The sequence below is a fragment of the Phycisphaeraceae bacterium genome, from assembly GCA_019454185.1.
In the GTDB taxonomy this organism is placed as follows: Bacteria; Planctomycetota; Phycisphaerae; order Phycisphaerales; family UBA1924; genus JAHBWV01.
Map to the genome: position 1 here is coordinate 3,465,975 of CP075368.1, position 14,998 is coordinate 3,480,972.

The 14,998-nt window shown below is 66.5% G+C and carries 12 protein-coding genes; 5 read left to right on the forward strand and 7 right to left on the reverse strand.

The features are described from left to right. Positions 1-64: 64 nt before the first annotated feature. Both KF838_14510 and KF838_14515 read right to left on the reverse strand, forming a co-directional pair. Complete coding sequence (locus tag KF838_14510) at positions 65-2,521, reverse strand: glycosyltransferase (GenBank protein QYK47989.1); 2,457 nt, start codon at positions 2,519-2,521, stop codon at positions 65-67. Beyond that, complete coding sequence (locus tag KF838_14515; GenBank protein QYK47990.1) at positions 2,518-3,864, reverse strand: glycosyltransferase family 2 protein; 1,347 nt, start codon at positions 3,862-3,864, stop codon at positions 2,518-2,520. The genes KF838_14510 and KF838_14515 overlap by 4 nt, the downstream gene beginning before the upstream one ends. Before the next feature lie 155 nt (positions 3,865-4,019). On the opposite strand from KF838_14515, the gene KF838_14520 reads away from it, so the two are divergent. Both KF838_14520 and KF838_14525 read left to right on the forward strand, forming a co-directional pair. Further along, on the forward strand, positions 4,020-5,843 hold the full coding sequence (locus KF838_14520; GenBank protein ID QYK47991.1) for an ABC transporter ATP-binding protein: 1,824 nt from the start codon (positions 4,020-4,022) through the stop codon (positions 5,841-5,843). 521 nt (positions 5,844-6,364) lie between these two features. After that, positions 6,365-6,691 (forward strand): helix-turn-helix domain-containing protein, encoded by a 327-nt coding sequence (locus KF838_14525; protein ID QYK47992.1) that lies wholly within the window; start codon positions 6,365-6,367, stop codon positions 6,689-6,691. Between the two features lie 118 nt (positions 6,692-6,809). Here the strand turns inward: KF838_14525 and KF838_14530 are convergent, their stop codons facing one another. The 5 genes from KF838_14530 to KF838_14550 form a co-directional block, all read right to left on the reverse strand. Beyond that, a complete protein-coding gene (locus tag KF838_14530; protein ID QYK47993.1) occupies positions 6,810-7,580 on the reverse strand; it encodes an NUDIX domain-containing protein in 771 nt (256 codons plus the stop codon). A gap of 115 nt (positions 7,581-7,695) precedes the next feature. After that, on the reverse strand, positions 7,696-8,082 hold the full coding sequence (locus tag KF838_14535; protein ID QYK47994.1) for a YbaB/EbfC family nucleoid-associated protein: 387 nt from the start codon (positions 8,080-8,082) through the stop codon (positions 7,696-7,698). Then, the gene (locus tag KF838_14540; protein QYK47995.1) at positions 8,079-9,188 is read right to left on the reverse strand and encodes a glycosyltransferase family 9 protein; all 1,110 of its coding nucleotides are present in this window, start codon (positions 9,186-9,188) and stop codon (positions 8,079-8,081) included. The genes KF838_14535 and KF838_14540 overlap by 4 nt, the downstream gene beginning before the upstream one ends. Positions 9,189-9,244: 56 nt before the next feature. Continuing rightward, positions 9,245-9,604, reverse strand: a complete 360-nt coding sequence (locus tag KF838_14545; GenBank protein ID QYK47996.1) for a hypothetical protein — start codon at positions 9,602-9,604, stop codon at positions 9,245-9,247. Further along, entirely contained in the window at positions 9,601-10,230 is a 630-nt protein-coding gene (locus KF838_14550) for an HAD-IIIA family hydrolase (GenBank protein QYK47997.1), read from the reverse strand. Before KF838_14550 ends, KF838_14545 begins: the two co-directional genes overlap by 4 nt. A 98-nt stretch (positions 10,231-10,328) precedes the next feature. Here KF838_14550 and KF838_14555 point away from each other — a divergent pair, with 98 nt between their 5' ends. The 3 genes from KF838_14555 to KF838_14565 all read left to right on the forward strand — a co-directional run bounded on the left by KF838_14555 (position 10,329) and on the right by KF838_14565 (position 14,959). Beyond that, positions 10,329-11,516: a hypothetical protein gene (locus KF838_14555; protein ID QYK47998.1), complete on the forward strand. Its 1,188-nt coding sequence runs from the start codon at positions 10,329-10,331 to the stop codon at positions 11,514-11,516. Positions 11,517-11,671: 155 nt separating this feature from the next. Then, on the forward strand, positions 11,672-12,496 hold the full coding sequence (locus KF838_14560) for a hypothetical protein (protein QYK47999.1): 825 nt from the start codon (positions 11,672-11,674) through the stop codon (positions 12,494-12,496). Positions 12,497-12,616: 120 nt separating this feature from the next. After that, on the forward strand, positions 12,617-14,959 hold the full coding sequence (locus KF838_14565; protein QYK48000.1) for a protein kinase: 2,343 nt from the start codon (positions 12,617-12,619) through the stop codon (positions 14,957-14,959). Positions 14,960-14,998: the final 39 nt, after the last annotated feature.

Here is a 14,998-nt window from a genome sequence, read left to right on the forward strand (position 1 = left end):
GTTCGACTGCCCGGCCCGGATGATCCGGCTGCTCAGAAGAATCAGCGTAGCGACGGGTCGGATGTCACGCGTGCTTCTTCAGGCGTGCGGCGAGGAGGCGAGCGATGCCCTGTCCCGGCTGCTTCGGGGCTGCCTGAACGGTGAGCGGGAGCGCGGGAGCGGGGAGGAAGATCCCCTGCATCGCGCCGAGCAGCACGCGAGCGTGTCGCAGGGGGCTGATCCCCGCGAGTTTGTGGGCCCACAGCCAGCCGAGCACTGCTGCGCGCAGGCGATCCGTTCCGACGCCGTGGCGTTTGGCGAGCCAGATCCAGTTGCGGGTTGCGCAGCGGAGCCAGCGGTTGCTCTTGCGAGTCGCGATGGGGCTGTGGTGCTTGACGACGAGTGTCGGGTCGAAGAGGACTCGCCCGCCCAGGCGTCGGATCTTGAGTGCGAGGTCGGTGTCGTTGCGATAGAGGAAGAACGCGGGGTCGTAGCCGCCCGCGCGGGCCCACGCCCACCTTCTGACAAGGTTTGCGCACCCCATGACGGGCCAGTCGTCGCTGATCGCTTCGCCCGCGAATGGCCACTCGCTGCGGTCGTTGCTCGGGTGGCGTGGGTGGAGTGTGACGGCCCATGCGTTGGGTCGCTCGTCGAGCATGCGCAGTGCCGCGGCGACCGCGCCCGGTTCCGGGATCGCGTCGTCGTCTAGCACGAGGACGACATCCCCGGTCGCCTCGGCGACGCCTCTGTTGAAAGCGCCCACGCCGATGTTCCGCCTGAGCGCGACGACCCGGACATGCGGGAATCGTTCGCGCACGGCCTCGGCGCTCGCATCGTTCGATGCGTTGTCAACGACGATCAGCTCTGCTCCGGCCGTCGCCTCGTCGCTCCCCAGGGCTTCGAGCGTCTGCAGCAGTGTCTCGCGGCGATTGTGGCTCAGGACAACGATCGAGAGCGTGGATCGAGCGGGGGGCGTCGTCGGGATCGCGTCCGGCCACGGCTCGACCCTGAGAGGGTTGAGCGCCAGCCGCACCGATTCTCGCGTTCCTGCGGCGAGGGTCGCGAGCGTGTCCCGGAGTTGCGCGCGGCGGTGGGGTTCTCGGATCACAAACCCCTCGGGCGCGAGCTGGACCTGTGTGCGTCCGACCATCCACGACTCGGGGCGGCCTCGTGTGGGCACGATCGAGATCGAGCGGGGCACGCCTGTGAGCAGTCGCCACGCCGCGCCGGGGAGTGAGCGATAGATCGGCATGCGCGAGTTCAGGCCTGCGCGTCCCTTTCGCGTGTCCGGGCTCGGAGGGCGCGGCTCAACGACGATGGCGCCCGCCGCGCTGAGTTGCGTGCGGATTCGATCTCTGACAGCCGGCGGCACGTTCAGGTACGGATGGATGTAGACGCTGCGTCCTCTGAGGGGCTTGCCCGCGCCCGCGAGGTGCTTCTGGAGCGTTTCGCGGAGCGCGTCGATCGGGGTGAAGGGCTCGAAGCGGGTGATCTCGTCGGGCGCCTTTCCGTTCGTGACGCCTCGCGCGGCGTCGCGCAGCCCCGAGATGTGCATTCCGGCGAGATCTGGTCGCTGCATCATCGACTGGCAGGCCCCGCGGAGTGTCTCGCGCATCGCCTTTCTGAAGCGTGTGAGGCGTCCCTGGCCGACTGTCGCCATGGGAACGAAGACGTTGCGGGCGTAGTAGTAGCGCACCCAGGTTTCGAACCTGTCGAAACAGGGGTGGATTGCGATTGACTTGGGGGCCGCGACGATCTGTCCGCCGGTTGCGAGGGCGAGGCGCACGCCCCACTCGACATCATCGGCCTTGATGAAGACATCGGGGAGGAGCCCCGAGGCCTCGATCGCGCCGGGTCGAACCATGAAGGAGCAAGCGGCGACGTAGTCTGATTTCAGGGGCGAGACGACGCCGGGGCGTTTGTCGTTCTCGCCTGCGTGCATGGGGCCGAAGCCGCCGCTTCCCTTGAAGACCTTGCCGCCGATCTCGTAGATTTTGCCGGTGGCTGGATCCTTCAGTGCGGATCCGACGCCGACGCGTTCCGGGTCTTCATCGAAGCAGTCGACGAGCGCGACGAGGGCTTCGCGCTCGACGCGTGCGTCCGAGTCGAGCATCCAGATGAGTTCGCACGGGACCGATCCGTCGCGGCGATCGGCGAGCGCACGCGACAGCCCGAGATTGAATCCGCCTGATCCGCCTGTGTTCAGTTCGGATCGCAGGAACTCGACGCGCAGGCCGGTCGGGACTGCTGCCTCTGAGAGGGGCTTTGTGCTCGCGTTGTCGATGACCAGCACCTTGATGGCAGCGTGCCATGCTCCGTGCCGACCGGGCGTCAGCGGTCCGTCGAGCCGGATGGCGGCAAGATCCTGGAAGAGAAGCTCAAGGTCCGCGCGCCTGTTGAAACAGGGCACCACGCAGCGAATCCGGCGGAGGCCTGGCGCGGGGGTCGGCTGGGTTTGGGTGTCGGCGCGGGGCGCATGCGTCACGTCTTGCACGCGAACCTCGACGGGAGCGGAAAGGAGCGAGCCGGGCGCGGTCGTCATGGTGTGCGCGCTCCGGGCGTGTGCCGGCGTGTGGGATCCGGCGCGTGCTCGATGGTTGACCCTCCTGGCGCGCACGGGGCGAGAGGGTCGGGGGGAACGACACCGGCCGGGAGGGTGTTTCTCTGTGCTTCCTGCTGCATCTCCGGCGGGGCTTGGGCCCGATCGCGGCTCTGATCTCGTCCGGCACCGATCGCGGAGGCGATGAGGCGCGTTGTGAGTCCGGCGGCTCGCTTGAGCGGGCGCGAGAGGAAGGAGGGGAGCGAGGCGAGGAGGCGATGGGACGCGTGGTGCAGGCGCACCGCGCCCATGCGCTCGTACTCGTTCGCGATCCTTGCGTTCGATGCGCGGAGGCGTGCGGCCTCGTCGCGAGCGACATCGCGTTCTGCTGCGAGTGTCAGCGCCTCACGCTCGGCCTGCTCGGCACGGGCCTTGAGCGTGCCGACATCTGCGCCGAGCCGATGGTGGTGCTCGCGGAGGCGAACGAGCTCGTCTCTGGCGCGCTTGAGGTTGATGAGCGGGATCGGCTCGCCCGACTCGTCGAGCCAGTTCATGTTCCACGCGCGGAGCATGTTGTTGGTTCGGCGCAGGAGCGTTTCGAGGCGAGGCCCGTACATCTCAGGATGGGCTCGGATGATGTGGGCGTAGAGCTCGTCGTGGCGCCGCACGGCGTCGAAGATCATCGTGTCGTTGCTGTGGCGTCGCCAGTTGAAGAGCACCTTGGGGACGCGCACGCCGCGGAATCCGCGCGACGCGAGTGCGATCCACAGCTCCCAGTCCTCGTATCCCAGGCGCATTGTCTCGTCGAAGGGGGCGCGCGGCCGGGCGGCATCGCCTGCGGAGAGCGTGTCGATCGCGCCCCAGCGGACGAGGCACGTGACGGGGTGGAGGTTGGTGATGAGCAGGAGGTCGGGGTCCCACTCGGGGACTTTCCAGGTGCCGTGGCCGAGTTCGACGAGGCGTTCCTGGCAATAGGCGTGCGAGACGTCGGACGGGGCGTCGCCGAGCGCGTCGGCGAGTTCCTTTGCGAATGTCTCTTCGATGAAGTCGTCGGCGTCGAGAAAGGCCAGATACTCGGCGTGCCAGTCGCGTCCGAGTTCGCGTGCTCGCGCGATTCCCGCGTTGCGAGCCGCGGGAAGGCCCCTGTTCACCTGGTGCATCACGTGGACGCGATCTGATGCGAGGGCATCGCATGCGTCGGGGGTTGAGCCGTCGGTCGAGCCGTCATCGACGATGACGACGCGGACGTCGGCATCGCGTTGGCGCAGGCACGACTCGACCGCGGCGGCGACAAATCGCCCGTGGTTGAAACAGGGGATGACGAACGTGACCCGGGGTTCGGGCATCTTTTCTCCGGGTGGGCGTGCGGCACTTCGGCACGGGCCACGGACAGTTCAGGATCGTGTGAACCATCCTAGTTCCCGCCCACACCCCCCGCCAGAACGCCCGAACAAGTCCCGCTACACACGCGGTGCTCCAGCCGCTTTATGATCCCCCTCCCATGTCTCCCTTCTGGATCTTCGCAAAGGGCATGTTCCGCGACCGTGCCGCACTCATCGGCTCGGTCGCGTTCGCCTTCATTTCGGCCGGGAGCATGGGTGGCGGGCTTGTTGCGATCGCCCCGGTGCTGAAGACGTTGCTCGAGCCGGGGGGCCGGTCGCTTCAGGACCTCGCGCGGGAGCAGGCGGCCAAAGGGCCGCTGAAGGGCCGCATCCCGGAATCGATCCTCGATGCCATTCCGACCGACCCGTTCCAGGGGTTGGTGCTGATCATCGCCGGGCTTGGCGTTCTCACGGTCGTCGGCGGCACGGCCAACTTTCTTCACCAGTTCCTTTCTCTGACGGTTGTCCAACGCACCATCACGCGCATGCGTCGCGATCTCTTTCATAAGGTCATCCGGCTTCCGCTCAAGGACATCGTGACCGACGGTCCGAGCGACACGATCAGCCGCATCGTCAACGACACGGCGGCGGTGGGGGGTGGGCTGACGGCTCTGGTCTCCAAGGCCCTGTCGCAGGTGACCAAGGGAATCGCGGCGTTTCTCGCGGCGCTTATTCTCGATTGGCGGCTGACGCTGGTCTCGCTCGTCGTTGCGCCGCTGCTGTACACCGTTATTCGGAAGCTCGGGAAGCGCATTCGGCGGGCGTCTCGGGCGGCGTTGGAGCAGCAGTCGGGGCTCTATGCCGCGACGGCCGAGGCCCTTCAGGGGCTGCGTGTGGTGAAGGTTCACACGACGGAGCGTTACGAGTCGGGGCGATTCCATCGCATCAACAAGGAGGCGATGAAGCAGGCGATGCGTGTGCGCACGGCGCGGGCTCTGGCGAGTCCGCTGGTGGAGGTGCTGACGATCGTGGTTCTCGGTGGTCTTGCGCTGGTCGCGTTCAAGGCGATTCTCGACGGGAAGCTCAACGCTTCGGACTTTCTGGGCGTTTTCATCGCGCTCGGGGCGGCGGGGGCGTCGATCAAGCCGTTGACGGGGCTGTCGAATGACATCCAGCAGTCTTATGCCGCGGCGGATCGGGTCATGGCGCTTCTTCAGGCAGCGCCCGAGCAGGGGCACGACCCATCGCTCACGCGGCTTTCTCGTCACGCGCGGTCGATCGAGTTCAAGGATGTTCGGTTCTCGTATCCGAACGCGCTTCGGCCGGCGATCGACGGTGTCACGCTGCGCATCGAGCATGGTGAGACCATCGCGGTGGTCGGTCCGAACGGATGCGGGAAGACGTCGCTGCTTGCGCTTGTGCCTCGGTTGTTTGAGCCGCAGGAAGGGCGCATCGAGATCGACGGGCACGACATCGCGTCGGTGTCGATCCGCTCGCTGCGCCGTCAGATCGGCGTGGTGACGCAGGAGACGGTGCTTTTTCGCGGGACGATCCGGTCCAACATCGCGTATGGGGCGGAGAATGCGACGGAGGAGCGGATTCTGGACGCGTCGAGGCGGGCGCGTGCGGATGATTTCATTTCGAGGTTGCCTCGCGGGTATGACACGCCGGTGGGCGAGCAGGGGCTGACGCTCTCGGGCGGGCAGCGGCAGCGGATCGCGATCGCGCGGGCGATTCTGCGCGATCCGGCGATCCTGATCCTTGATGAGGCGACGAGCATGATCGATGCGGACTCGGAGGCGAAGATCGCCGAGGCCGTGGCGGAGTTCTCGAACGGGCGGACGTGCCTGATCGTGGCCCACCGGCTGTCAACGGTGGTGAACGCGGACCGCATCGTGGTGATGGATGGAGGGAAGGTCGTGGATGTGGGGCGCCACGATGAGCTGCTGGACCGGTGCGAGGTGTACCAGTTGATCGCGCGGAAGCAGCTGGTGCCGGCGTAGGGCGATGCAATCATTGGGTTGGGAGGCACTGCTTATGCCACGTGCTCTGTGCGGCGTTGTGTTGCTCGCCTTGCTCTCGCTCGCGAGTTGTGCGCGGACGTCTTACTTGATCACCGTGCAGGATGCAAAGACGAGAGAGCCATTGGGTGGCACAGTTGTGAGATACGGCACTAGGGCGAAGTTTCCAGCCACAAGATGGCCCGGCAAGGTCACACTTTCCGAAGATGGCACGGGTATCGTCCGAGTTCGAGATGGCGGGAGTGGCTACATCACGATCGTGGATGCCGACGAAGTGACACATAAGCACATCTTCCGGTCGAACACGAACTCCGATTGGCACACGCTTCGAAGTACTCTCCCAAACGAGCATGGAGCCCCCTTTCAGCCCGGCCCCACGAAGTACCTCGTGCGTGTGCAAGCCATGCCTGTCGAGGACTCGGAAGAAGTCGAAGCCGGTGAATGACATGCTGAGCAACAAGACATCTCGGAATGCTCTCAGTCAGCGCCGAGAAGAGCTGCGGATGTCATTCACTGTACTTGGCAGGCGCAGCGGCGTTGCTCTGTCAACCGTTCGGCGCATCCTGGGCGGTCGCCTGGCCGACCCGTCCGATCCGCGAGTGATCGCTGTTGCCGACGCGCTGGGCATTCTGCCCGATGGCGGTTCCGTTCCAGTGCAGACGACGTGCGAGCGTCAGGCCCGAATTAAGGCCGAGCAGGTCGCGAGACTCGTGCAGGGAACCTGTGCGCTCGAGGATGCCGCGGTCGATCAAGCCACGTACCAAGAGATGATTGAGTTGACGTACGGGGAGATGCTCGCGGGATCGCCACGCCGATTGTGGGCGAGATAGGCCTGGACCAGTCTCCTGGCGGCACCAGTTCTGTCTCGCCCGCCGGGCGGGCTCGACGGGAACTGGTGGCACCCCGCTCCGAATCGGCGGGAAGCGCCGATCTACCCAGAGGCCTCCATCACTCACTCTCCAGCATGCGCACCATCTCTCTGCCCTGCGGGACGAGCTGGTGGTCGCGGACGAAGGCGTGCACATCGGCGACGGGGACCCACTCGACGCGTTCATATTCCCAGGAGCCGCCCGAGATGCGGCGGCGGGCCTCTTCGAGGCCTATGACGAGCTTTGTGCGCATGACCACGTCGTAGGAGCGGGCCTCTTCGTTGAGGACGACCATCACCGGGTCGCATGCGCCGAGGGCCTCGGCGGGGAGGCCGACTTCTTCTTCGAGTTCGCGGACGAGCACGCGGCGGAGGAGGAGCGAGTCGAACGTCTGACCCTCGCCGGGGGGATCGACGCCTCCTGCGGGCGCGAACTCCCAGAGCCCGCCGTACATGCGTGTTTTTGCGGCGCGGAGGCCCAAGAGGACGTGGTCGACGCCGCCCCGGTCGCGGGCGGTGACGACGCCGGTGAGTGCGAGCAATCGCACGCTTGCGCACTCGGGGACGATGCCCGCGACGGCCAGGCGTCGGTAGCGTTCGACGCGGCACGAGAAGAGGCCAGACGCTGCGGCTTGTGCGGTTCCGGGGCGCCCGTTCGCCGCTTCCGGTGGTGACCAGTCTTCGACGCTGAGAAACCAGCCGTCGAAGAGGCGGTCGTTGTCAGCGCACATCTCTTTCCATGCTTGATCGATCGCCTCTGATCCCGGCGAGGAGGAGCGCAGGAGACGGAATCTCAGCCCTGTGCCGGGCCCGAGCGTCCATGCGCGGCATGTCGAAGCCCGATCGTGCATGAATTCTCCGGCTGGTTCGATCACGCGAGTCAGTATCGGTGATCGGGGTGGATCTCGTGGGCCGGTGCGAGAAGGGGCGGGGGTGCGATCCCGCACAGACCCGCGCACGAGATGATTATCGGAGCAGGCCGCCCAGCGACGCGCCTAACTCGCCCGACAGATCGGGCAGTCCGAGGGCGTCGGCCTCTCGCTTGACGACCTCCTGTGCTTTGGCACGGGCCTTTGTCAGTGCATCGTTGACGGCCTCGGCGATGAGGGAGTGGGCCATGGCGCGGTCGTTCTCGCTCGCGGCGATTCCCGCGCCGAGCGTGGGAGCGATGTCGATGGAGATGAGGCGGAGATCGCCGCTGGCGACGGCTCGGACGAGCCCGCCTCCGGCCTCACCGGCGACGCGCGTGTGCTCCAGCTCGAGGCGCACACGCTGCGCGGACTCGGCGAGTTTGTCCTTGTTCTTCATCAGGGCCGAGAGCGCGCCCAACGCTTTGAGGTTGTCGAACATCATGTTCCTCCGTCTCGTGCCGCGAGGAGCGCGTCCAGACCCGCGATGACTGAGTCGGTCGTGATCCGCTCGATGCGGCAGCGTTCCGGATGGTCGTTGGCCAGTTCCGCCGCGGGGAGCGACGGATCGGCGACGAGCACAAGTTCTTCGCCCCCGGGGCGCGTCGGGATCGTGGTCCAGCGGTGGTCCGTCGGGCCGAAGAGCGTGACGAGTTTCACGCCGAACGCGCCGGCGATGTGGCGAGGCCCGGTGTCGTTCGTCACCATGATCGAGGACCGGCGGACGATCCCCTTGAGCGAGCCGAGATTCACGCCCATGTCGCACAACGCGGCGCAGCGATCCCGAAGGGGCTCGCGCACGTCGTTGATCACGGTGCTGATGACGTCGCGCTCGCCGGGTGCGCCGTTGACGAGCACGCGCATGCCGTGCTGTTCGATCAATCGCTCGGCGACACGAGCGAACCGATCGGGGGGCCAGCGCTTGGCGGGGTTGTTCCCGCCCGGGTTCAGGAGCGCGACACGTCCGCCGGGCTCGACCCCCGCGCTTGCGAGTATCTCCTCGGCTGCTTGATGCTGTTCCGGCGTGACGGCGAGTTCGAGCTGCGCATCGGCGGGTAGATACTCGGCGTCGTGCCCATCGATGCCGAGCAGCGCGCACGCCGCCCGGTGGTAGTAGAGGCAGGCGGGGATCGGCGCCCACGAACCATCGGGACGCTTTGGCGCGTGGAGGCGATCGGTCAGCAGCATGCCTCGTGCATCGCGGTCGTACCCGATGCGGCGCGGGATGCCAGCGATTCGTGCGATGAGCGCGGTTGAGAAGGAGTTGGTGAGCAGCAGGGCGGTGTCGTAGCGGCGGGGGCGTACCTTTGCGGCGATGAACTTCGGCCCCATGACGCCGGAGCTCCGGGCGACGTGGATCTCATCGTGGGTGTCGAGCCCCGCGAGGACCTCGTCGATACCCGGCTTGCAGAGAAGGCCGATGAAGATGCCGGGCATGCTCCTGCGGATCATCCGGAGCGAGGGCGTGGCCATGACCGCATCGCCAACCCATGATGGGCACACAACCAGGAGTCGCAGCGTCTTGCTCGGGTTGGGCTTTACGGGTGGCATGGTGGGGTGTCGGATCGTTTGGGCGGGGGAGGAGGGTCTGATTGTTCGCAGCCGCCTCACACCGTATCTGGCCCGTCGTGGGGTGTATCGGGGGGTGTGTCGGTCTCGTCTTCGGTTTGCGGGGGCTCATGCCAGAGTCGCTCGCCCGGATGGCGACGCGCGTACCACGCGCCGGTGAGGCGCCTGAGTTCTGCTGCGAGCCCGAGCGCTGCAAGCCGATCGCCCTCGACGATGGCGGTGATGCCGGACTCATCCGCTTCGATCGAGACGAGGCGGACGCCGGTGCGTTCGGCGATTCCTTCCGCGCTCGCGACCACCATGTCGTGCACCGCGCTCTCTGCGAGCGCGCCCTCTGAAGCCGCGTTCAGGCGCACGCGGTTCCACTCCGGTCGATCGCGATGGGGTGGCACTGTCACGCTCCGAGGATAACCCGTGTGGCGGCATGAAGATCGGGCAGTTCTCTGCCCGGTCCGACCAGCAGGCACCTCGCGGGGTCGATTCCCGCCGCCTGCCCGGCCTCGATATCCCGTGGTGCATCGCCAACCAGCCACGAGCGGGCGAGATGCAGATCTAGTTCCTGTGTTGCCTGCAGGATCATCCCCGGCGCGGGCTTTCTCAGCGGATGTTCCACGTTGTAGGGGGGGACCGTGCCGTTGGGGTGATATGGGCAGACGTAGACGCGTTCGATCAGGGGGCGGCCTGTTGGTTCAGAGGTGAGCAATTCGAGCAGTCGCTCGTTGGTGCGGGCGACATCCGCGAGGGTGCCGACACCGCGCGCGACAAGCCCCTGATTGCTGACCACGACGAGCACGAAGTCCGCGTTCACCATGCGTTCGCATGCCTCCCGCACGCCCGGCAGGAGGCGCACATACGCCGGATCGCAGAGGTCGCCGCGTGGGGTGCCGATCTCGGACCAAGGGAGTTCCCGGTTCTCGATCAGTGTGTCATCGCGATCAAGGAAGACGGCTGGTCGCACACCCGGATTATGGGCATGATCCGACGCCTCTGCGCCCCACACCCCAACCAACATCCGAGCGGCCATTGGTCACCCCTGCGTCACGGATTCGGGCTTGCGGGCCATGGAATCGGAACGAACCCGGTGTCAGGACGTATAACACAGACGGAGAAAGGGGGTGGGTCATGACGATCCGCCTTGCGAACACCGGCTCGGCCACAACTTCTGGCGATCTCTTGAAGCGTGCGGCTCTTTCGATCGCGCTCCTGGCGGGAGCATGCTCGGCTTCCGCTCAGGACCAGTTCAGGTTCGGCGACCCTTCCGTCGGGCGTGTGAACGAGTCGCGGGGTGCCGCGCCGCGCGATGCGGGTGCGGGGCGCGGCTCCGACCGTGCGTCGGGGCGCAATACGAGCAGTATCGATGCGTTCGCGAACTCGCGGACAATCAGCCGCCCGACCACTGTTGATCGAGCCCCGAGTTTCAACCGTACTTCTCCGGACGCTTCGTACCGGGATCGCGCATCCAACTCGTCGCGCAGCAGTGCGCGTTCCGGCAACGATCGCATCACGTGGACCGGCACCGGGCGTTCGGCGATCGATCCGGATGGCGATGGCATCGGGATGCGCAACCCCGGCTCGTCGCGCGATCGCGACAACAGAGGCGATTGGAACTCCGCCAATAACTGGAACAGCAAAGATCGCGATCGGCGCGGCTCTTCATCGTCGAGCTGCTCCTCGGGATGCGGATCTTCGTGCTCTCACGTCTCGCATGGGTATCGCGGGTATCGAAGCTCCTCGGCCAACACGTGCGGCGTGAACGCCTACCGCTGCAGCGGCTGTTCGTCCTGCTCGGGATGGTCGGGCGTCTCGGTCGTGTATTCGAGGGCGTCCTCTTCCGGCGGTTGGATCGACCCGTGGAGCACGGCTTATGTCGCGCCATTGGTTGTGGAGCCGGTGGTGGTTGAGCCAGTCGTTGTCGTGCCACCCTCCTCGGCTCAGCCCGTGTACATCGTTCAGCAACCGGTGGTGGTCTACGCGACGACCGATGTTTCCAACGCGATCCTGGCGGCGGACGCCGGTGCGCACCCCAGAGCGATCGCGCTGATGCGTGCGTATGCGGGACAGCATGGTCGCCTGCCCGAGTACGCCGAACTCGGCCCTGCGGCGCGTGCCGCCCTTGAGAGCGTCTGGAGGACATATGAGCGTGCGGCTCTGACTCCCGGGGCGAACGCCGACACGTACTTCATGCTCGGGGCGTGCCGCGCCCTGAGGGGGGATACCGAGATGGCGGTTGCGGCGTTCGAGGCCGCGTTGGCGTGGGGAGATCCCGATCCTTCGACCCAGCGGATGCTTGCGTGGTTCAGGGGACCGTGATCCATGGTGTGTGATGAATGGCCCGAAAGGGGCGGCGTGACGGGCATTGTGTAACGACGCACCGGGCGAGTGCATCCCGGGTGCGGGAGTGGATGAACAAGTAGAGTCGCGGCCTCGGGCGTGGCCCGAATGCCGTTTCACATGGGAGCCACACGATGGTCCGTTTGAGGAAGAGCAACATGCGAATGGGACTGGTCGCTCTGGCGGTCTGCGGTCTCGCGGCGACCCCGGCGATGGCCGGCGGTGGGCGCGGCTGGAGCCGCTCGTGCAGCGACGGGTTCTCCGTCTCATCGTGGGGCGGCTCGCGCGGCTCGGGGTTCAGTGTCTCGATCAGTTCGGGTTGGAACGATTGCGGGCCTCGGCCGGTCTACTCCAGGCCGGTGTACTCCAGGCCGGTGTACCACCGACCTGTTTATGTGTGTCCTCCTCCGGTCGTCGTGAGTCGGCCCGTGGTGTACACACAGCCGGTCGTGTACGCGGCTCCGGTTGTGGTTGAGCCCGTGCGGGTCGTGCAGCCGGTTGTGCAGCAGGCCGTGTACCAGCCGGCGGTCCAGCAGGTCTCTTACCAGCCGACGTACCAAGCGCCCGTGCTTGCGCCCGCGCCCGCGACGCTCGCGACAGGTGTGGTGCCCGCTGCGCCGGTCTCTTCGGCGGCAGAAGATCTGACGCGGGCTCTTGCCGCGGCGAATCAGGGTGAGGATCGGCGCGCGGTCGAGTTGATGCGTGCCTATTTCCGGATCTATGCGACGCCTCCTGCCGGGCTTGTGCTCTCTCGGCCGATGCTGGAGCGTCTGGAGGGCGCGTACGCCAGGCGGTGTGAACTGGAGGAGCCGAACGCCGACACATATTTCGTGCTCGCGGTGCTGCGTGGACTGCTCGGAGACCGCGTGGGAGGCACGGCTGCGCTGGACGCTGGACGGGCCTGGGGGGATCGCGACGGATCCGCAGCACAGGCACGCGCATGGCTTGAGAGCCGATAAGCGGTCGAGAGTCTGATTTTCGTGCGATGCTGCCCCGGCACTCTGTTCCGGGGCACTTTCATTTTCGTGTATCTATGCGATACTCTGTGCACTGCGTCAACCCATGGTGCCCGTGCGGACATGAGCCAGCAAACCCCAGGACAAGATCGAGACGACGACGCTGCACGATCCGGCCCGGGCGGAGCGTCCGCGAACGATTTCTCCGCGATCAACTCCGGTGATATGTGGGAGAGCGCGGCGCGGGAGCCCCTGCCCGCGTCGATCGGGAAGTACACGATCATCAAGGAACTCGGCTCCGGCGGGATGGGCGTGGTCTATGAGGCGTCGCAGGAGTTTCCCTCGCGGCGTGTCGCGCTCAAGGTTGTTCGCGGGGCATCGCCCTCGCCGACGATGATGCGGCGATTCGCGCACGAGGCCGAGGCGCTCGCGATGCTCCAGCACCCCGGCATCGCGCAGTTGTACGAGGCGGGTTTCGCGGAGACCCCGCGCGGCAAGGTGCCGTTCCTCGCGATGGAGCTGGCGATCGGCAAGCCGATCACGACCCACTGCCGGGAAGAGGGACTCAACGTTGCGTCACGCCTCTCGCTGATCGTCAGCGTCTGCGAGGCGGTCGAGCACGCGCATCGTCGAGGCGTGATTCATCGAGATCTGAAGCCGGGCAACATCGTCGTTGTCCCCGGGAGCGGCCCGAAGGTGCTCGATTTCGGCCTGGCTCGGCTTGTCGCGCCGGACACCGCGATGACCGCGGCGACCGGGCAGGGGGAGCTGGTCGGCACCGTCGGCTACATGAGCCCGGAGCAACTGTCGGGCGATCCGCGTGCGATCGACACACGCGTCGATGTCTTTGCGCTCGGGGTCGTGCTGTATGAGATCCTCGCGGGGCGTGCGGCGTTTGATATCCGGGGGAAGTCCGTCGTGCAGGCGCTCGAGGTCATGCGGTCTGTCGAGCCGCCGACACTGGGGCGTGTCGATCCCGCGCTGCGTGGCGACATCGAGGCGATTGTTGCCAAGGCGATGGAGCGTGATCCCGATCGGCGGTACTCGTCTGCGGCGGAACTCGCGGCAGATATCCGTCGCTCGATGTCGAGTGAGCCGGTGACGGCCCGGCCGCTGACGACGTTCTACCAGTTGGGGCGGTTCGCGCGTCGGCACCGCGGCATGGTCGCTGCGGCTTCGATCATCGTGGGCGTGATCGCGATCGGCGTTTCCGCGACTGCGTGGCAGGCCTTCGAGGCGACGAGGGAGCGTGATCGCGCCCGCCAGGAGGCCATGCGGGCGACGCAGACCCGCGAGTTGCTGGAGCGGATGCTTCGCCTGGCGACGCCCCACGGAACGGGCGGGCTGACGCTGACGCTGCGGGAGATGGTTGACACTGCGGCGCGCGAGCTGGAGGAGCGGATCGGCGGCATCGAGCCGCTGGTTGAAGCGGACACGCGTCGGATCCTCTCCGAGGTCTACGGCAACCTGGGCGAGTACGCGATCTCGGAGCGGCAGAGGCGGCGCGCCATCGAGATCTACGAGAAGGAGCGGGGGCGCGATTCGTTCGAGGCGATTCGCGAGATCGCTGCCTTGTCGATCGCCGTCGCCGAGCAGGACCGGGGCGAGGAGGCCGAGCGCATCGCGCGCGACGGGCTCGAGCGGGCCGAGCGGTCGCTCGGGGTTGATTCAGCGGCCGCGATCGATCTCTGCCATTCGATCGGGTATGCGATCGGGTACGCCCGTCCCGAGGCGTGGGATGAGATGCTCGAATGGGAGCAAAGGGCATTCGAGCGATCAGAGCGCAGCCGCGGGAAGACGCACCCGCTCACGCAGCAGATGGCGATGAATATGGCTGTCACGCTTGAGCAGATGGGGCGTGTGGCGGAGGCCGCGCCGATCCTGCGGGAAGTGCATGCCACGCGTATCCAGACCCTCGGCCTCGATCATCCGGACACGATGATCGCCGAGAACAACGTGATCACGGTCGAGGCGAACATGGGGAATACCGATGTCGCGCTCGGCATGATCACCGAACTCGAGCGGCGTGCCTCCCGAGTCCACGGCGAGAGCCATCCGAGCACGCTGCTCTATCTTCGCAACAAGCTCATGCTCAAGGCGACTGTCGCGCCGCCGGCCGAGCTGATCCCGGAGGCACGTCAGTTGTACGAGCGTCGGCTTCTGCGCTTCGGGAGGGACCATCGCCAGACGTTCGAGGCCCAGGGGTTCCTCGCGAACATCCTGTTGCTGGCGGGGAGCATCGACGAGGGAGAGGCGATCGCGAGGGATCTTTACCCGCGCGTGCTTGCCATGTTCGGGCAGGACCACATCGAGACGACGAAGGCGATCGGGCTCATGTGGGATGTTGCCGAGCAGCGTGACGATCACGGGGCGATGCGCACATGGGCAGACGCTCTCCGAGGCACGCCGTACGAGCAGGAAGTCGAGCGCCAGATGGAGGCCAAGGGGCTCGGGCGAGTGGACTGAGGGGAAGGGAAAGGCACGAAGGCATGAAGGCATGAAGGC